Raw genomic sequence first — 17,710 nt, forward strand, 5'->3', positions numbered from 1 at the left:
GCGAGCCGTTCGGAGTGGATCATTCCGCACGTGAGGGAGATGTGACGGAAATTTGAACTCCCTGAGGTTTGAAGCAGGTTGACAGCGGTCTGTCGTCCCCACGACGATGGGCCCACGCTGTGGCCCCTGTGACCGGAGGGCCTGGTGTTTCTTCTTCTGATCTGACCAATCAGCCCCGGCCGCTCAGCTCCGGCCGATGAGTCCTGGCATTCGCCAAGAATGGATTCGCATGTCCATAGCGAGACGTCTCACCGTGCGCCGCCTGCTGGGGACGGGCGCCGCTTCGCTCACCCTGTGCGCCGCTTCCGCCGCCGCCGCTTCCGGCGCCTTCGCCAGTACCGGCACGCCCGGTGGCGACGGCTGGAAGTCCGGCGGCCAGTACCAGCCGGGGACCGGCGCGGGCACCGAGACGCAGACCGACCGCTGCGAGTTCTCGCTCGACGGCACGAACTTCTACAAGTCGGTCCGGGTCGACGACCAGAACCTCAAGCCGACCGAGGACGGCAAGATCCACGTCAAGGTCCGCGCCGCCGGCGACGCGTCGACGTGCACCGCCTCCCTCGCCTCCTACCTCGCCCACGGCGCCAGCTTCGGCACCTCCGGCGAGCAGGTCTTCGTCGACTTCGACAGCGTGACGGTCAAGCACGGTCAGACCGACACCCTCGACATCTCCGTGCCCGACGCGGGCTGCTACGCGCAGATCGACCTCTACCGGGGCGCGGTCAAGTTCGACGGCAAGCTCGACGCGAAGGACGGGTTCGTCCACGGGGACCTGCCCAAGGGGCCGGACCGTCCGGTCATCAAGGACAAGCTGATCGCGGCCTGGAACGGCGGCACGAAGGACTGCACGGTCACCGAGCAGCCGCCGTCCTCCCCGCCGGCCGGGGGCGGCGGGTCGCCTTCGCCGTCCGCCTCGACCCCGTCGGAGCCTTCGGAGCCGTCGGAGCCTGCCGAGTCGGCGTCCGAGAGCACGTCCCCGTCGCCGTCCGCGCCGGAGTCGGAGTCGAGCACGCCGACGCCGTCCGCGTCCGAGTCGACCAGCGCGCCGGCCCCCACGCCCAACGGTGGCGGCGGCGACCTCGCCGAGACCGGTGCGGACAGCAACACCCCGCTGATCGCGGGCGGCGCGGCCGCGCTGCTGGCGGGCGGCGCGGCGATCGTCGTCGCGACACGGCGCCGCAAGGCACTGCGCGGCTGACCCGGGACACGGGAGACACGAGTGACACGGGGGACGCGGGTCACGCGGGTCACGCGGGTCACGCGGGGGAGTTACTGAGGGGCTGAGTGGCCGAGGGGTTGACTCGGCCGACGCGACGCGGGTCCGGGGGCAATGTCCCCAGGCCCGCGTTCTGCCCTGGAGAGGCGCGAAAGCATGTGTGGCGAGGGGCCTGAGGGCCTTGGAGGGCCTTGGAGGGCCTGGAGGAAGGGCCTGTCCCGGGTTCGTCAGGCCTCGGCCGTACGCAGCGGACGGATGACCCAACCGGCCGCTGCCATGACCGCGAGGGTGCCGGCGACGACGAACGGATGCGCGATGAGCGTGTCGCTGACGCGGTTGAGCGGATTGTTCGCGAGCAGGGTGGTGCGTTCGGCGAGCCATGCCGCGGCCAGCACGATGCCGATCCCCGCGACGGTGAGGCGTACCGCCGGATAGATCCGCGTCCGGCTGAGGACGAGCAGGGACGGCATGAGCAGGGCTACGACCATGAGCTGGGTCAGCTCGATGCCGAGGTTGAATCCCAACAGCTCGACGACCAGGGAGCCGCGGCCGAGGTCGAGGCCGCCCAGCAGCGTGGCGAAGGCGAGGCCGTGCATGAGCCCGAATCCGGCGGCGATCCACGGCTCGCCCCGGGGGACGAGCGGTCGGACGGCGTGGACGCCGGAGACCAGGATGGACAGGGCGATCATGCTTTCCACCACGCGCGTAGGGGCGCCGATGTAGCCGAGGGCCGCGAGGGCGAGGGTGATCGAGTGGCCGACGGCGAAGGCGGTGACGACGTGCACGACGCGCAGGCAGTTGCGGCGCAGGTCGTCGGCGCGGACCCAGCGGCCGCGGCGGGCGAGCAGCGGTGCGGGCAGCAGGAGCATGACGAGGAACAGCAGGTGGTCGGCGCCTTCGGCGATGTGCCGGACGCCCAGGCGCACGGCGGCGACGAACCCGGTCCCGGTGTCGGCGCCGGCGGCGGCCGGAACCGCGAGGGTGTGCTGCTGCCAGTCGAGCACGCCCACGGCGGTGTAGCTGTCGGATCCTTCGGGGCGGAGCGACACGAGGATCTGGTGGGACAGCAGATGGTGCACGATGCCGTCGTAGGTGAGCTCGAAGTCGTGCACCGTGCCGTTCGGCGGCTTCAGGACGAGGTCGTAGACGAGGTGTTGGACGCCGTCGATCTTCTTGACGCGGCCGCCGGTGACGGTGGTGGTCCACCGCGTGCCGTCCTGGTCGGCAGCGGAGGTGTGGCTGAGGACGTAGCGGCGCAGTTCCTCGCGCTGGGCCGGTTCGACGACGGTCGTGGGCGTGAGGGGCTGGTCGAGGGCGAGGGCGAGCCGGTCGATGGGCAGCTCCACCACGCCCGTCACCCGGTCCGACGAGGCGTCGAGCAGGATCGCCGTGGTGCTGAGCGGATGGGCGTCCGCGCGCGTCGGGGTGACGAGCGTCGCCGTGGTCAGCGCGATCGCGAGACAGGCGAGCAGCGCCCCGGCGCGGGCCGCCCACCTGCCGAGCGGGCCGCGCCGGGGCTGCCGCCGTGCGCTGTGCCCCGGTCGGGACGGTCGGGACGGTCGGGACGGTCGGGACGGTCGGGACAGCGTGATGGGGTGCATGCTCAGCTCGTCGGCTTGGTGCTGCCGTAGTCGTTGGTCTTGTCCCGGTACACCGAGTGGTAATGGATGTCGGGGGTGCTCTGGCTACGGGTGTTGATGAACTCGATCCACACGCTCGGGCCGTCGATGCGGATGTAGCTGTTCTCGTCGGTCGGGCCGGTGTTGTTGGACCAGCCGATGCGGGTCTTGTCCAACTCGGCCTCGTACGTGGCCATCACCTTGGCGGCGGCCGTGCCGTCGAGGTCGCCGACGTACGACTCGATCGCGGCCAGGACCTTCTTCTTCTGGGCGGCGGTCAGCTCCGACCCCAGCAGCCCCTCGGAGGTGGGGAACTCTCCCGAGTCCTTGCCGGGTCCCATGACCAGGTCGTCGAACGTCCCTGAGGTGATCTCCGCGCTCTTCTTCTGCTCGGCGGTGAGCGACGACAGCATGGCGAACATGGCCGTCGACTCGGCCTTGACCGGCTCGACCGTGGTGCCGCCGGAGGTGAACGACGTCGGCTCGGAGCCGACGAACTGCGGGGTCTGGCTGACCTTGTCGCCGTTGTAGGTGAGGTTGCGGGCCAGGTGGTGCCCACCGAACTGGACCATGAACGGCTCCGTCGTCGACGGCGTCCCGTACACGGCGAAGTAGTAGTCCTTCAGCGCGCCGAAGCCGTCCGCCCCCTGGCCGCCGAGCCGGTTCAGCTCGTCGTCGGCCTTCTGGATGTCGGCGTCCTCCTCGGCCCCGCTGGAGCTCAGCGCCGTCTCGAGCACCGCGGCGGCGGCCTTCTGCTGGGCGGTGCTGAGATCGGACAGCTCGATGCCCTCGCGGGGCACGGTGGTCGCGGGGAAGTTCGACCAGGTCTGCCGCGCTTTGTTGTCCGAGAAGTCGTACTCGACCTTGTCCCGCTTGGTGTCGTCCAGGGTGGCCAGGAACGCGTTCACCGCCTTGACGACCGCCGCGGTGTTGGCGCCGCCCGGGCTCACCCCGTCGGTGTTGAGGTTGACCTCCGTGACCTGCTGCATGCCCATGCCCCCGCCCCCCGGGCCGCCGCCCTGCTGCGCCGAAGCGCTCGACGACGAGGTCGACGAGGAATCACTCGAACCGCAGCCACTGACCACGAGAGCCGCCGACAGTACGGCGCCGGAGGTGACGGCAAGGTGTTTGCGCATGGTGGGTCGTGTCTCCTCAGGCCGGGACGCCGAATGGCGTTTTCTGTTCCAAACGGTCTACCAAACCGACCTGTGAGGTCCCACGGCACACTCACAACATTTCCTTACAACGACGACGTACGTGACGATGAGTGCTCATGCGGACAGGAGGCCGAGGAAGGCCTCGTGGAGGCCGTCGCGTCGCACCCGGCGGATCCGCGGGCGGCGGTACTCGTCGCAGTCGTAGCCGCGGCCGGCCGGGCGTCGGGTTGGGCGTCGGGCTGGGCCCGCTGTGGGCGTCCCGCGTGGATGCGGGCGCGTGTCACTTGGACCGGCGCATGATCCAGTCGCGTACGCCGGGGATCGAATAGGCGAAGCGCCAGGTGGCCAGGTGCGCCATGGCGCCGGCGCCGATGCCTTGGGTGACCGTGCCTGTCCGGAACGGCGTGCAGTCGATCGGCGCCTTCTGCTTCTCCACGGAGCGGACGCCCGCCGCGAACTCGGCGGCCGTCGCGGCTTTGAGGGACTTGAGCAGCTTGAGGGGCTAGCCCTCCAGCGCCGTCAGCCACAGCTTCACGTAGCGCTCCACGTCCACGTCCAACGCCACGTCCACGAGAGTCTGTTCGCGTACGCCCTCGTGGATCTCGGACTCTCCGGGGCGCGGACGGCGGTCGACGACCGTCTGGCCGCGGGCCGGACCGGGGGCCAGTGAGACCTCCACCGGGAGCAGCTCGGTCGTCAGGCCCGCCGGGTCGATTACCGCGCAGACCGCGCCCGCGTCGCCGAGGCCGCCGGTGGGCGTGGGGTCGCCCGAGGTGGCCGGGTCACGGTGGGCCAGCAGCTCACCCGCCAGCCGGAGGCGCGGCTCCGGGCTCGCCCGCAGCCGCGCCACGTCCGCCGCCGGCACCAGGACCCGCTGGAACACGTCCAGGCCATACATGGTGATCGGCACGCCCGCGGTGAGCAGGATCGCGGCCGCCTCCGGGTCGTGCCACACGTTGAACTCCGCGACCGGCGTGGCGTTCCCGGTCGTCACCGCGCCGCCCATGAAGACGATCCGCTCGATGTTGCGGGTCACCTCCGGGTGGGTGCGCAGCAGCAACGCGATGTTCGTCAGCGGGGCGGTGGGGATGAGGGTGACCGGTCGGGGAGAGGCGAGGATCTCGCGGCGCAGCAACGTGACCGCGTCCACGTCCACCGCCCTGCGGGTCGGGGCGGGCAGGCCCAGGTCGCCCATGCCGTCCTGCCCGTGCACATGGCTCGCCGTGCGGACCGGTTCGATCAGCGGCCGCTCGGCGCCCCGGGCGACCGGGATGTCGCCGGCGCCCGCGTACTCCAGCACGGTCAGCGTGTTGCGGACCACGCCGTCCACATCCGTGTTCCCGGCCACGCACGTCACCGCCCGCACGTCCAGGCCGGGATGGCGGACGGCGAACAGCAGGGCGAGGGCGTCGTCGACACCCGTGTCGCAGTCGATGATCACGGGGATGGGCTGCTCGGTCACCTTCGGGACTCCTTCCACACCACGTTCGCCGTCACCACCGACCCTATGCGGGGGCGTTCACCCCCACAGCCCCGTCCCACGCGCCACCGCCCGCGCCCCGGCCCGGCGTGCCACCGCCCCCGCCCCGATCCCCGCGTGCCACCCGCCCGCGCCACTCGCCCGCAGCAACGTCGGTAACCCGTACGGCCCGCCGCGCTGGTCGGCTCGTGGGACCGGTGTTGCCGTGAGAGGAGGCATCCGCGCGCACCCTTGGAGGCACCCCCCGATGGCCCGTCCCAACCTCCTGGCCGCCACGCTCCTCCTCGTCACGGTCGCCACCCTCACCAGCGGCTGCGCCACCCTCGGTCTGGAGCACCCGCCGACCGCCGACCCGGCCACGCCGACCGTCGAGCGGTCCTCGGCCAAGCCCACCGCGCCGACCACCTCCCCGGTCCTCACCGAGGCGCAGGCGCGCGCCGCCCTCATCACCGAAACCGACCTCGGCGCGCCCTGGACCCCGACCCAAGGCGCCGCCACCTGGCGGGACGGCATGCTCAAGGCGACCACCTCCACCCCCGACTGCCAGAAACTCCTAGACGCCCTCTACGCCGACGAGCTGCTCGGCGGCCCGGCCCGCGCGGTCGTCGGACTCGACGACCCGGACGCCGGCGCCCAGCTCCGCTACCAGCTCAGCGGCAGTCGTCCGGCGGACGTCGACGCCAAGCTGGCCTGGCTGAAGACGATGCCGCAGAAGTGCGCCCGGTTCACGGCCAAGGCGACCGGCGACACCGTGCTGGACGCGCAGGTCTCCGAGCTGCCGCTGCCGGAGGTGGGAGACGTCCGCCAGGGCCTGCGCGTGACCCTGACGATCTGGGCGACGGCCGAGGAGAACCCCGGCGGCGACCCGACCGCCCTCACCCTGGACGTCGCCGCCGTCCGGGCCGGGGAGGACGCCTTCGCCCTCACCAACGGCGGCCTGAACGACGCGCCGAACGCGGCGACCCAGGCGGCCGTCCAGCTCGGCGTCCGGCGGCTGGCCGACGTCAGGCAGCAGGGGAAGGTGCGGGTCTGAGGCGCGGGCCCGGTCCGAGGCAGAGGTCCCGGCGGGCACGTGCGGGTGCCGGCGCAGAGGGTGCGGACGGGTGCGGGCTCAGGAGCCGCGGGCTCAGAGGGTGCGGGCTCGGAGGATGCGGGCTCGGAGGGCGCCGGCTCGGAAGGTGTGCTCAGGGGGACGGGTCGTCGAAGCGCGTCCGCAGGGCGACCACCTCGTGGGCCAGTTCCAGCACCGTACGGCTCTTCGCGAAGGCGTGGCCGCGCAGCAACGACAGCGCCTCGTCCGCGGCGACGCCCAGCTGGGCCATCACCATCCCGACGGCCCGGTACACATCGTCGTGGTCGATGGCCAGCGGGCTGAGCCAGCGGCCGACGTCGTCCAGGTCGTCCAGGTCGTCCAGGTCGTCCGGGCCGTCCGGGCCGTCCGGGCCGTCCGGGTCGTTCCACTCCGCCCGGGGCAGCGCCACCAGCGCCTCCGTGACGGTCTCGGCCACCACCCACGCCGTGCGGACCTCGCCGGCGGCGAGCTCGCCGGGCACGTCCCGATAGAGATCGAGGGTGCCCACGCACACCGTGCGGTCGCCCAACGGCAGCGCGTACACCGACCGCACCCCGAGGGCCGCCGCCTGCTGGGCGAACACCGGCCAGCGGGAGGCGTCCCGGCTCGACATCAGGTCCGTGGCGCTGACCACCGAGCCGGTCTCGGCCGCCTCCAGACAGGGCCCGTCCCCCAAGGTGACCTGCAACTCCATGACATACGCGGCCTGCTCACCGCTCGCGCTCAGCGGCACCGGCATTCCGTCGCCGCGCAGCGACATGCTCGCGCCGCTCACCGGCAACAGCTTCAGCACGGCGTCGCACAGCCGTTGCGGCACCTCCCGCGGACCCGCGCCCTGCGTCTCCTCGGCGATGACCTCGGCGACCCGGTCCCGGTCCCGATCCCGATCCTGGTCCCGATCCTGGTCCCGATCCCGGTGGCCCATGGTCATCACCTGCCCTCTCCTCCGCCGCCGGGCCGGCCCACCTCTCGTGGTGCGCCGGGTACCCCTCGCCCACCGGGAGAACCTGGCTCGGCTACGGCTTCTCGTACGGATCCGCCGGCTGTTTCACCCGGGTGACCGTGGCCGCGGCCAGGACCGGCGGCCAGGCCGCGTCGGAGCCGAGTTCGCCCTTCGGACGCCAGGCGCCGGTGACGGTGACCCAGGTGTCGGCGGGCAGGACGTCGTCGTCCGCGTCCTGGATCTCGACCTTGCCGGTGGTGGCGTCGGCGGCGCAGCAGGTCACGAGGAGGCGGGTGACGTACCAAGCGCCGTCGTCGCCGTGGGTGACGAACCCGGTCAGGCGGACCGTACGGCCCTTCAGTGAACGACCGCTGTCGTAGATCGCGCGCGAGCTGAACTCGGCGACCGTCAGCTCGACCGGGTTCCCCGCCGGGAGCGCCGGGAAGGCGCCGATGCCCTGCGCGGCCCGCTGGGCGGCCTCGCGGCCTGCGCTGTAGGAGCCGAGCGCCGGGGGCGGGAAGAGGAGCAGCGCGAGCGCGGGGAGGGTGAGCAGCCAGGCGACCCGGGGCCCGGCGGGACCGTGGGAGTGCCCCTCGTGACCGACGTACCCGTCGTCGTCCTCGTGGTCCACGTACTCGTCGTCCACGTACTCATGGCCCGCGTCCTCGTGGCCCGCGTCCTCGTGAAGGCTGGGCGTGCGGTGGCGCAGGATCGCCGTCACGACGCCCAGCAGGACCAGCGCGACCCCGGACACGATCAGGTAGGGCCGCAGACCCGCCTGCACATAGCGCAGGTACAGGTCGCTGAAGAGCGTGATCCGCAGGACCGCGCCGCCCGTCAGGAGAAGCAGCGCCGCCGGTCCGTACCGCCTCACAGCAGCCACCACCCGACAAGGACACTGGCGGCCACGGCCACCACCCAGGTCGCCGACGCGAACCGTACGGCGAAGGACCGGCCGAAGGTGCCCGCCTGCAGGGCGAGCAGCTTCAGGTCCACCATCGGGCCCACCACCATGAACGCCAGCCGTGCGGTGGGCGGGAAGGCGCTCAGGGAAGCGGCCACGAAGGCGTCGGCCTCGCTGCACACGCACAGCACGACGGCCAGTACGGCCAGCAGTGGTACCGCGAGCCAGGGCGACCCGGTGAAGACGTCGAGGACCGAGCGCGGGACGGCGATGTTGAAGGTCGCCGCGGCCGCCGCGCCCAGCACCAGGAAGCCGCCCGCGTGCAGGAAGTCGTGCTGGAGGCCGGTGAGGAAGGCGCGGGCGCCGGTGGCGTGGTCCGACGGGGTGCCGCGCCCCGGCAGCCGCAGCCACTTCTCGTTCCCGAACCGCGCCCACAGCCAGCCCATCGCCACGGCGCTGCCGAGCGAGGCGAGCAGCCGGGCCAGGACCATCTTCGGCTGCCCGGGGAAGGCGATGGAGGTCGCGACGAGCACGACCGGGTTGATCGCGGGGGCGGAGAGCAGGAAGGCGAGGGCGGCCGCCGGGGCGACCCCGCGCCGCATCAGGCTCCCGGCCACCGGCACGGAGGCGCACTCGCAGCCGGGCAGCACCGCCCCGGCGATCCCGGCCACCGGCACGGCGAGCGCCGGGTTGCGCGGCAGGAGCCGCCGGAACACCCGCTCCGGCACGAACGCGCCGATCGCCGCCGAGACGACCGTCCCGAGCAGGAGGAAGGGCACCCCCTGGACGGCGACGGCGGTGAACACCGTCCACCAGGCGGCCACCGGCGGGGTGTAGAGGTCGAGCGCGAGCAGCGGCCCGAGGACGGACACGACGGTCGCGATGGCGACGAGCGCGGCGCCGCCGAGCACGGCGTACACGGACGCGCGCACGAAGACCCGCAGGCCATCGGCCACGGTCCGTTGATTCTGCACGCCGGGGACGCTAACGCCCCCGCCCATGAGAACGCTGTGACCTCCGGCTGTGACCCAGGGCGTGACCCCAGGCTGGAACCCAGGGCTAGAGCGGCGGCTGAGCCGGGGCGGGCCCCAGGGTCGTCGTCCCCGGCGCGGTCCGGTGCCCGAGCCCCGTCCGGTACGCGTCGAGCGCCGCCTCAACCCGCCCCGTACGCCGCAACAGGTCCCCCAGCATCCGGCAGAGATCGGCGAGATCCCCCGCGGCCCCTGCCCGCTCCAGCAGGCTGAGAGCACGCACATAGTGCTCCTCCGCCGCCTCCGTGTCCCGCGCGTCCTCGGCGATGATCCCGAGCAGCCGGTGGGCCCCCGCGGAGTGCACGGCACCGCGCTCGGGCGACAGATCCCCGAGGACGGTGTGCAGCAGCGCGGCGGCCTCCTCCGACTTGCCCCGCCGGTGCAGGACGTCGGCCAGCTCGACGGCGACCTGGCTGCTGTAGAGCGCGGCGCGCTGCGCGGCAAGCATGGCCTGCGCCTGCTTCAACTCACCCTCGGCCCGATCCAGTTCGCCGTTCTGGGCGTAGACGTAACCGCGCATCCAGTGGCAGTTGGCGAGTTCCGTACGGAGCTGGAGCTGACGGTAGAGCTCGGACGCCTTGGCCAGCGAGGCGTCGGCCTCCGCGAGGCGGCCCTCGGCGAGCAGGGTGCGGGCGACGGACCGGTGCATGCGGGCGACCAGGGCGGGGTCGCCGACCTGCGGCGCGAGGGCGAGGGCGAACTCGGCGGCCTGCGCGGCGCGGGCCTGGGCGCCCATGTCCATGTACGGGCCGATGACGGAGGCGTAGAGGAGGAGCAGCGCGTCGGGGTCGTGCAGCCCGCCCCGGTTGAGCTCGTCGAGCGTCGACTCCAGCAGGTATACGGCGTAACGGAGTTCACCGGCCAGGTAGTGGGCGACGGCTCGGCCGCGCAGGGCGGGGACGCGGGCGGGAAGCGGCGCGTCCGCGAGAGCGGCCTCGGCGCGCTCGAAGCAGCGCAGGGCCGTGTCCAGGTCGCCCGTGTCGATCCCGCACTGCCCGAGGCCGAGCAGCGCGGTGGCCTGCTCCTCCGCCAGCCCGTGCTCCTGCGCCTCCGCGAGCAGCCCGGTGTACTGGAGGGCCGCCTCCTCGGCCGCCCCGGTGGCCAGCGCCCGCTGTGCCTCGGTGAGGCGAAGCCGCAGGTCGGTGACGAGGCGGGCGGGCCGGCCGGTCGCCAGCTCCTCGAAGTCGACGCCGAGCCGCTCGGCGATGTGTTTGAGCGCCTCGTCGGAGGGCCGTACCCGGCCGGCCTCCAGCGTCGACACATAGGCGGGGGTGTACGTCGGCTCGGCCAACTGCCGTTGTGTCAGGCCCCGTTCGACCCGCAGTCGCTGCACCCGGCGACCGACGACCTCCGGCTCGTCCCGCTCTCCCACGCCCAACTCCCCCAACTACCCCTGTACCTCTTGCCGTTGGACTATCTCAGCCCCTAGGTTAAACGGCGAGTTAAGCCTGCTTAATAGCCGGCTGACGTGAGTATCGCAGTAGCCGACGTTGCGAGGTAGCCGTGCCCGGACGCACATCCGCACGCCCTTCCACGCCCTACGTCAGGGCCGTCGCCGCGGCGGTCCTGGCCGTGACGGCCCTGATCACCGCCGCCAACGCGGGCCCGGCCAGAGCCACGGACGCCGGACCGACCTCCCCACCGGCCCGGCACGAGACGGCGGAGCGCCGTTAGGATTTGCCGTCGGGCGTTCGGGCGGCTGCCGGCGGCGGGCTCACCCCTGCGTCTGGAGCTGCCGCAACTGCTGCCGGACGTGGTCCAGCGCGCCCTCGCGGCGGCCCGGCACCCGGCCGCGCAACTGCGCTATCGCGGGGCCCAGTTCGCGGGCCCGCGGCACGTCGTGGATCCGACCCCACTGGTGGTGCGCCCGGTCGACCGCCGCCTCCACGGCGGGCGCGTCGACCGGCTGCCCGGCCTCCAGCCGGGCGTCGGCGACCGCCATCCAGGTGCGGCAGCTGCGCTCGGCGTCCCCCGCGAACATCGCCAGGTCCGCCCGCACCTCGGCCCAGTGCAGCGCCTCCTCGGACCCCGGCCCGTACGAGGCGGCGGCCGTCTGCTCCAGGTGGGCGGCGAGAACATCGGCGTCGGCGTGCCGCCCGGCCCGGACGGCTGTGGAAATCGCGACGTGCGGGTCGGAGTCACGCCTGTCCGGCCCGCCCGAGGCCACGCCGGGCACGGGAGCCACCGGCCCGGGGACCCGGGGGCGGGGGGCCCGGGGTACGGCGTGCGCGTCCGAGGCGGCGGGCCCATCGGCAAGGGCCCACGCACCGGAGGCGACGGAAGCGACGGAGGCCACGGAGGAGAGGGGTGCGCCGGAGGTCACGGGGACGTCGGAGGTGTCGGGCGCCGCCGACGCGGGAGACACCCCAGGGCCGACCGGCACCCGGAAGGCGTCGGGTACCGCCAACGCGAAAGGTGCGCCCGGGGCGACGGCAGGGATGCCGGGAGCGTCGGGTACCGCCCGGCCGACGGGCCCGCCGAAGGGGGTGAGCACCAGGTCGCCCACCTCGCCGTCGCCCGCGATACGGGCCAGTGCCGCCTGGTGCAGCCGCTCGATCGCCGGACGGCCACCGCTGCGCAGTATCGTCGCGACCGCCCTCATGTACGACGGCGCTGCGACGGCCCGGCGGACCGGCGGCGGCGCGATCCGCCCGTAGACGGCCGCCGTGGGACCGCAGTCCAGGACGTTCCCCCGCAGCCAGTCCCAGGTCTCGGGGTCCGCGCGCAGATCGAGCACCACGGTCGTGGAACCGGGCGCCCGCAGCCGCAGCTCCTCCCGGAACCAGTGCCACGGGAACGCCGTGTACCGCACGGTGGGGGGCGTCGTCCGGGCGAGCGCCAGGTGGGGCAGCCGCTGCCGCCGGTCGAGCTGAAGCTGACCCGCGACGAACAGGGTGAGCGGCCCGGGGGCCACCGCGGCGGCCCGCAGCCGGGTGAGAACGGCCTGCGGATCCAGCGGATCGGCGAGTTCGACGACGTTCGCGGTGTCGGTTCCGGCCAGCACGGGAGGCGGCACGGCCGCGAGCACGGGGAGCACGGAGGCCGCGTCCACCAGACACCCCTTGCCCATGGGCGAGGCCGCGAGCAGCAGCACGGTTCCGGGCATGGTCCCCTCCCGCATGGTCCCCTCCCCTGTCGATCACGTACCTCAGCACCGTAACCGCTGCGGGTGCAAAGGGGGGCCTCAGCTCTGCAAACGTCCCTCTACGGGGCCTTCGTCGGACGGCGCCACAGGCAGCCCGGACGACACAGGCGGCTCAGGTGGGTTCGGGCGGCTCGGGCGGCGGTGCGGGCGGCGGTGCGGGGCGTACCGCGAAGACCGTCGTGTCGTCGGCGAGACGCCCTCGGCAGTGCCGCAGCGTGCGGTCCCGCACGAAGGCCACCAGCCGGCCCGGCTCGGCCGTCCGCGGATCGCGGGCGAGGGCCGCCGCGACCTCCTCGGCCAGCGGATAGAACTCACCGGCGTCGTCCCGCGCCTCGGTCACCCCGTCGGTGACCAGCAGCAGCGTCTCGCCGGGGGCCACGGCCACCCGCAGCACCGGCGGGGGCCCGTCGTCCTGCGCGACGAGCTCACCGAGGCCGAGGGGGAGCCCCTCGCCGTTCGGCAGGGCCCGTACGCCCTCCGTCCCGCCGACCGCGAGCGTCGGCTCGTGCCCGAACCCGACGATCTCGACCATCCCCTGCTCCCCCACGGCCACCCCGCTCTCCCCCGCCGACCCGCGCCCCCGCCCGGGGAACCCGATCAGCACGGCCGTGGCGAACCGGTCGCCGTCCGGCCGTCCGAGGGCCGCGGTGTGCGCACGGTGCCGTCGCATCCGGGTCTCCAGCCGGCCGGCCACGGTCGCCAGATCCGCCTCGTGGTACGCGGCCTCGCGGAAGGTGCCCAGCAGCGCGGCGGCCGCGTCCACCGCGCCCAGCCCCTTGCCCTGTACGTCGCCGAGCAGGACCCGGGTGCCGTGCGGACCGGGCTGGATGTCGTAGAAGTCGCCGCCCACCCGGGCGTCGGCGTCGGCGGCCAGGTAGACCGCCGCGTGGTCGAGGCCGCCCCAGGGCGACGGCAGCGGACGCAGCACCGTGCGGCGGGTCGTCTCGGCGATGTGCATCATGTGCAGCATCCGCCGCTCGCCGCGCACCCGGACCGACGCGGCGAGGACGGACAGCGCGCCGCCGACGAGCACCAGCACGAAGTCGGCCGCGCCCTCCCGGTACTCGGACGGCCAGGCTGCGTCGCAGGTGACATAGGTGAGCAGGGCGAGCGCCGCGAAGAGCGCCGTCGTCCACACCCCGCAGAGGGCGGCGGCGATGGCGGCGACGAAGACGCACCAGGAGACGATGCGGAACTCGCCGGTGGTGTTGAAGTCGGCGTAGGAGATGGCGACGAGCATCACCAGCGGCACCAGCCAGGTGACGCTGCGGCCCCGGATCTGGAGCAGCTGGTGTCGCTGGAGGACGTCCCGGCGTCGGGCCCGCGGATAGCGGTCGAGCAGGCTGTGACCGCCGGACTCCATGAGGTCAGCGAAACACGGGGGCGGAGCGCCCGCATCCGGGACCCGGCGCACGGCCCGACGCAGCCCGACGCGCGGGACCCGGCGCACGGCCCCGCGTACAGACCCCGCGTACAGACCCCGCGAACGAAACCGTGCACCCGACTTGCCACCGCCCCCGCCCAGGTGTGCCCTGGAAGGCGGGGGGCGAGGAGAGAGGAGTCCTCTCATGGCTCATGCGGCACCCGCGTCAGGCGCACGGACCACCACCACTTCCGCACGGTCCCGTACCCCCGACGTCTTCAGCGAACGGACCCACCAGGCCGCGGAGTGGACGACACCCGTGGCACTGGGACTCGTCTACGGCTACTGGGTCGCGGCCAACAACCGCTCCGGCGGCCCCATCACCGGCTGGAACCTCCTGCTCGGCTTCGTGAGCGCGTTCGTGTTCGCGGCCCTGTGGATGGGCATCCACGCCCTGGCCCCACGCATGCGGCGCGAGCTGCACGCTCTGCTGTGGACGGCGTTCGCGGGCTGTGCCTTCGGCTTCCTCTACAGCGAGACCGGCGCGAGCGTCCTGCGCTCCGTGGGGTGGTCCCTGGCCGTCTCGGCGGGCGTCTTCGTGACGCTGTTCTACCGCTTCTACACGCACGAGGACGCGGCGGGACACCGCATCCGCTGATCCGCCCACCGACAGCGTCCGTACCAGGACGCACACGGGCCCCGGCGTTGTACGCCGGGGCCCGTGCCTTCCCTCATCCCTCCACTCACCGGCCGACCGGGACCCACTCCCAGTCACCCGGCGAGGTTCCTGATGTCCCGGTGACGCTGAAGCTCCAGGAGCCGGAGAAGCTGAACGTCCCGGAGGCCGAGACGCCGAGCGAGCTGTTGGTGAACGGGTCGTCCCAGTTGGTCCAGTCGCCGTTCTTCCACTGCGGGCACGGGTCGGCGCAGTCGGGCACCCGCGCGCCGCCGGTGTCCACGAAGGCGGCGCTCGCCCAACCCTGGGCGCCGAAGAGCCAGTACCAGTCCGGGTTGCCGTTGACGCTCTGGCCCTTGACCATGCACTGCACACGGTCGTGGCTGCCGGACGCGAGCGTCGCGACGACGGGCGAGTGGGTGGTGGGCTCCTGTCGCACACTCAGCTCGGAGCGGGAGACGACGGTGCCCCGGATCGAGCTGTTTCCGTCGTCGCCGCTGGTCGGAGGGGCTGCCGCCGCCGTGGTTCCCAGTGCCGCGCCGGCGAGGGTGCCACCGGTGAGCAGGGCCGCGGCCAGAGTCCGCAGGGCCAAAGTGGTGCGCATGATCGACCTCCTTCTCCCCAGAACCAGGAAACACCCGTTCGGGTGAACCCTCCACCGGAACGCGTCTCCAGGACGTCCCCGGGACGTCCCCGGGACGTCCCCCGTGCGTCCCCCGTGCGGTGTCGGGCACGTCTGCGGGACGCCACCCGGACGGCCGTCACGGGCTCGCGCTCACCGCCCCGACCCCGTTGCCTGGAGAGGTGTCCCCAAGTCTGCGGACCGCCCTCTCGGCCGTCCTCGTCGCGCTGTCCTGCCTGCTCGTGCCGTTCGGCGCGCTCGCGGCCTGGGCGTCGTACGGCCTCACCGACACCCGCGGCTACGTCGCCACGATGGCGCCGCTCGCCTCCGACCCCGCCGTACGGAACGCCGTCGCGGACACGGTGGGTGACGGAGTGGCACGCGAGGCCGGGATGAACCCGCTCTTCCTGCGGGACGCGGTCCGCTCCTTCACCGCGACCCGGGCCTACCGCACGGCCTGGGACGCGGGCAACGAAGCGGCCCACACGGCCGTGATGAGAGCGCTGAACGACCAGAGCGCCGACCGCGACTCCCACCCGGTGACCGTGGACCTCGCCGCCGTCACCTCACCGCTGAAGCGCCAACTGACCGCCGACCACGTGCCGTTCGCCGACCGCGTGCCGGTGGAGCACATCCGTGTCGCACTCCTCCCGCCAGCTGGACTGGCCGCTCTCCGAAAGGGCTACCACGTGCTCGACGTAGCCGGTTTCTGGCTGCCCCTGGCAGCCGTCGTGTTCGCGGTGTCCGGTATCGCGGTGGCGGTCTCCCGCCGCCGGGCGGTCACGGCGACGGCCCTCGGCACCGCCCTGGGGGGCGCGTTGCTCGGTCTCGCCGTCGCGATCGCCCGCCGCCTGACCCTCTCCGACCTCCCCGACGAGACCCACCGCCCGGCCGCGGGCGCGGTGTACGACGCCCTCACCGCCACCCTGCGGACGGCCTCCTGGCTGCTGCTCGCGCTGGGCCTGACGGTGGCGGCGGCGACCTGGCTCATCCGCCGGCGCTCCCCGGCGGTCCGCCTGCTGCGACGTCGGCGAGTGTGCGCAGCGCCCGTGCCAGCTCCCCCTCCGGAGCCGACGCGAGTCCGAGCCTGACCGCGTCCGGGGTGCGGTGCGGGTCGACGGCGAAAGCGGCGCCCGGGGTCACGGCGATGCCGTGCGCGGCGGCCGCGGCGGTGAAGGTGTCCGCCCGCCAGGGCGCGGGCAGCTCCCACCAGGCGAAGTAGGCGCGCGGATCGGTCCGTACCGCGCCCCCCGCGAGCTGCCCGCCGATTCGCCCGGTGAGGTGCCCGCCGAGTCGCCCGGTCGCGTGCCCGGTGACGTGCCCGCCGAGTCGCTCGATCAGGTGCTCGGTGAGGATCGCCTGCCGCCGGGCGACGTCCGCCCGCTTCGCCTCGACGAGCCGTCGCACCACCCCGTCCCCCGTCCACCGCACGGCCGCCTCCAGCGCGAACGTCCCCGCGCTCCACCCGCCGGACCGCACCGCGGCCCCCACGGCCTCCACCCGGTCCTGCGGTACGACGAGGAAACCGACGGTCAGCCCCGGCGCGACCCGCTTGGACAGCCCGTCGACGACATGGGTGAGACCGGGGGCGTGCGCGGCGAACGCGGCGGCGTCCGGACGGAGGAAGGACCAGATGCGGTCCTCGACGACCGGCAGCCCCCACTCGACCACCAGGCGGCCCAGCTCGCGCCGCCGCCGCTCGCTCATGGTCGAGGACGTCGGATTGTGGAGCGTCGGCTGGAGGTAGAGGGCGGAGAGCGGAGCGGCGCGATGGACGGCGGCGAGGGCGTCCGGACGCACTCCTTCCGCGTCAGCGGCGAGCGGGACGAGAACCACCCCCAGCCGTCCGGCGATCTCCTTGACCAGCGGATAGGTCAGCTCCTCCACCCCGATCCGGCCACCCGGCCGGACCAGGGAGGCGAGGGCGGCGGCGATGGCCTGCCGGGCGTTGCCGGTGAACAGCAACTGCGCGGGCTCCGGCCGCCAGCCGGGCAGCGCGAGGAGCCGGGCGGCACTCTCCCGGGCGGCGGCGGTCCCGTCGGCCGCGCCCGGACGCATGGCCTCCGTCAGCACGTCGCCCCGCAGCAACGGCGCGAGGGAGGCCGCGAGGAGCTCCGACTGCCCCTCGGCCGACGGATAGTTGAGCTCGAGGTTGACGGGTGCGGAGGTGGCCGTCTCGATGAGCGCCCGCCCGTGCGCTACGGCCGGCGCGGCCCGTACGAAGGTCCCTCGCCCCACCTCGCCCACCACCAGGCCGCGCCGCACGAGTTCGCCGTAGACCCGCCCGGCCGTCGAGGGCGCGATGCGGTGCCGCCGCGCGAACCACCTCTGCGGGGGCAGCTGTTGGCCGGGGCGGAGCCGTCCGGCGGCGATGTCCCCGGCGATACGGTCGGCGATGAGCCGGAAGTCGGCCATGGGGTGTCCAGAACCTTCCCTCGAACGCCCTCGGCCGGGATTGCACCGAGGGCAAAGATCTTATTGC

17 protein-coding genes are annotated in these 17,710 nt (G+C 73.4%); 5 read left to right on the top strand and 12 right to left on the bottom strand.

Features of this window, described 5'->3' with window-relative positions; translation table 11 throughout:
* Nucleotides 1-229: 229 nt before the first annotated feature.
* On the top strand, nucleotides 230-1,198 hold the full coding sequence (locus ACIRPU_RS14025; protein WP_403866150.1) for an LAETG motif-containing sortase-dependent surface protein: 969 nt from the start codon (nucleotides 230-232) through the stop codon (nucleotides 1,196-1,198).
* A gap of 245 nt (nucleotides 1,199-1,443) precedes the next feature.
* On the opposite strand, the gene ACIRPU_RS14030 is transcribed toward ACIRPU_RS14025, so the two are convergent.
* The 4 genes from ACIRPU_RS14030 to ACIRPU_RS14045 form a co-directional block, all read right to left on the bottom strand.
* On the bottom strand, nucleotides 1,444-2,817 hold the full coding sequence (locus ACIRPU_RS14030; RefSeq protein WP_403866153.1) for a HupE/UreJ family protein: 1,374 nt from the start codon (nucleotides 2,815-2,817) through the stop codon (nucleotides 1,444-1,446).
* Between the two features lie 2 nt (nucleotides 2,818-2,819).
* Complete coding sequence (locus ACIRPU_RS14035; RefSeq protein ID WP_403866156.1) at nucleotides 2,820-3,971, bottom strand: DUF3500 domain-containing protein; 1,152 nt, start codon at nucleotides 3,969-3,971, stop codon at nucleotides 2,820-2,822.
* Between the two features lie 301 nt (nucleotides 3,972-4,272).
* Complete coding sequence (locus tag ACIRPU_RS14040; protein WP_403866159.1) at nucleotides 4,273-4,428, bottom strand: hypothetical protein; 156 nt, start codon at nucleotides 4,426-4,428, stop codon at nucleotides 4,273-4,275.
* A 66-nt stretch (nucleotides 4,429-4,494) separates the two neighbouring features.
* Entirely contained in the window at nucleotides 4,495-5,454 is a 960-nt protein-coding gene (locus tag ACIRPU_RS14045) for a nucleoside hydrolase (protein WP_403866162.1), read from the bottom strand.
* Nucleotides 5,455-5,719: 265 nt separating this feature from the next.
* Between ACIRPU_RS14045 and ACIRPU_RS14050 the strand changes: the two genes are divergently transcribed.
* A complete protein-coding gene (locus tag ACIRPU_RS14050) occupies nucleotides 5,720-6,505 on the top strand; it encodes a hypothetical protein (RefSeq protein ID WP_403866165.1) in 786 nt (261 codons plus the stop codon).
* Between the two features lie 151 nt (nucleotides 6,506-6,656).
* On the opposite strand, the gene ACIRPU_RS14055 is transcribed toward ACIRPU_RS14050, so the two are convergent.
* The 4 genes from ACIRPU_RS14055 to ACIRPU_RS14070 all read right to left on the bottom strand — a co-directional run bounded on the left by ACIRPU_RS14055 (nucleotide 6,657) and on the right by ACIRPU_RS14070 (nucleotide 10,794).
* Entirely contained in the window at nucleotides 6,657-7,475 is an 819-nt protein-coding gene (locus ACIRPU_RS14055; RefSeq protein WP_403866168.1) for a GAF and ANTAR domain-containing protein, read from the bottom strand.
* A gap of 85 nt (nucleotides 7,476-7,560) precedes the next feature.
* A complete protein-coding gene (locus ACIRPU_RS14060; RefSeq protein WP_403866171.1) occupies nucleotides 7,561-8,361 on the bottom strand; it encodes a TIGR03943 family putative permease subunit in 801 nt (266 codons plus the stop codon).
* Nucleotides 8,358-9,365 (bottom strand): permease, encoded by a 1,008-nt coding sequence (locus ACIRPU_RS14065; RefSeq protein WP_403866174.1) that lies wholly within the window; start codon nucleotides 9,363-9,365, stop codon nucleotides 8,358-8,360. The genes ACIRPU_RS14060 and ACIRPU_RS14065 overlap by 4 nt, the downstream gene beginning before the upstream one ends.
* Nucleotides 9,366-9,450: 85 nt before the next feature.
* A complete protein-coding gene (locus ACIRPU_RS14070; protein ID WP_403866177.1) occupies nucleotides 9,451-10,794 on the bottom strand; it encodes a helix-turn-helix domain-containing protein in 1,344 nt (447 codons plus the stop codon).
* 131 nt (nucleotides 10,795-10,925) lie between these two features.
* Here ACIRPU_RS14070 and ACIRPU_RS14075 point away from each other — a divergent pair, with 131 nt between their 5' ends.
* Nucleotides 10,926-11,096, top strand: coding sequence for a hypothetical protein (locus tag ACIRPU_RS14075; protein WP_355702431.1), 171 nt, complete (start codon nucleotides 10,926-10,928; stop codon nucleotides 11,094-11,096).
* 40 nt (nucleotides 11,097-11,136) lie between these two features.
* Here ACIRPU_RS14075 and ACIRPU_RS14080 read toward each other — a convergent pair whose 3' ends face one another.
* On the bottom strand, nucleotides 11,137-12,528 hold the full coding sequence (locus ACIRPU_RS14080; RefSeq protein ID WP_403866180.1) for a hypothetical protein: 1,392 nt from the start codon (nucleotides 12,526-12,528) through the stop codon (nucleotides 11,137-11,139).
* A gap of 151 nt (nucleotides 12,529-12,679) precedes the next feature.
* Nucleotides 12,680-13,930: a PP2C family protein-serine/threonine phosphatase gene (locus ACIRPU_RS14085; protein WP_403866183.1), complete on the bottom strand. Its 1,251-nt coding sequence runs from the start codon at nucleotides 13,928-13,930 to the stop codon at nucleotides 12,680-12,682.
* 205 nt (nucleotides 13,931-14,135) lie between these two features.
* On the opposite strand from ACIRPU_RS14085, the gene ACIRPU_RS14090 reads away from it, so the two are divergent.
* Nucleotides 14,136-14,588: a hypothetical protein gene (locus ACIRPU_RS14090; RefSeq protein WP_355710122.1), complete on the top strand. Its 453-nt coding sequence runs from the start codon at nucleotides 14,136-14,138 to the stop codon at nucleotides 14,586-14,588.
* Nucleotides 14,589-14,673: 85 nt separating this feature from the next.
* On the opposite strand, the gene ACIRPU_RS14095 is transcribed toward ACIRPU_RS14090, so the two are convergent.
* Nucleotides 14,674-15,210 (bottom strand): SH3 domain-containing protein, encoded by a 537-nt coding sequence (locus tag ACIRPU_RS14095; protein WP_403866186.1) that lies wholly within the window; start codon nucleotides 15,208-15,210, stop codon nucleotides 14,674-14,676.
* 200 nt (nucleotides 15,211-15,410) lie between these two features.
* Here ACIRPU_RS14095 and ACIRPU_RS14100 point away from each other — a divergent pair, with 200 nt between their 5' ends.
* Nucleotides 15,411-16,319 carry a hypothetical protein gene (locus tag ACIRPU_RS14100; protein WP_403866189.1) on the top strand — a complete coding sequence of 303 codons (909 nt, stop codon included), beginning with the start codon at nucleotides 15,411-15,413 and terminating at the stop codon, nucleotides 16,317-16,319.
* Here the strand turns inward: ACIRPU_RS14100 and ACIRPU_RS14105 are convergent.
* Nucleotides 16,216-17,643, bottom strand: a complete 1,428-nt coding sequence (locus ACIRPU_RS14105; protein WP_403866192.1) for a PLP-dependent aminotransferase family protein — start codon at nucleotides 17,641-17,643, stop codon at nucleotides 16,216-16,218. The two genes, ACIRPU_RS14100 and ACIRPU_RS14105, sit on opposite strands and share 104 nt — an antisense overlap.
* Nucleotides 17,644-17,710: the final 67 nt, after the last annotated feature.

Origin of the sequence: Streptomyces sp. NPDC102259 (assembly GCF_044766465.1) — a bacterium.
In the GTDB taxonomy this organism is placed as follows: Bacteria; Actinomycetota; Actinomycetes; order Streptomycetales; family Streptomycetaceae; genus Streptomyces.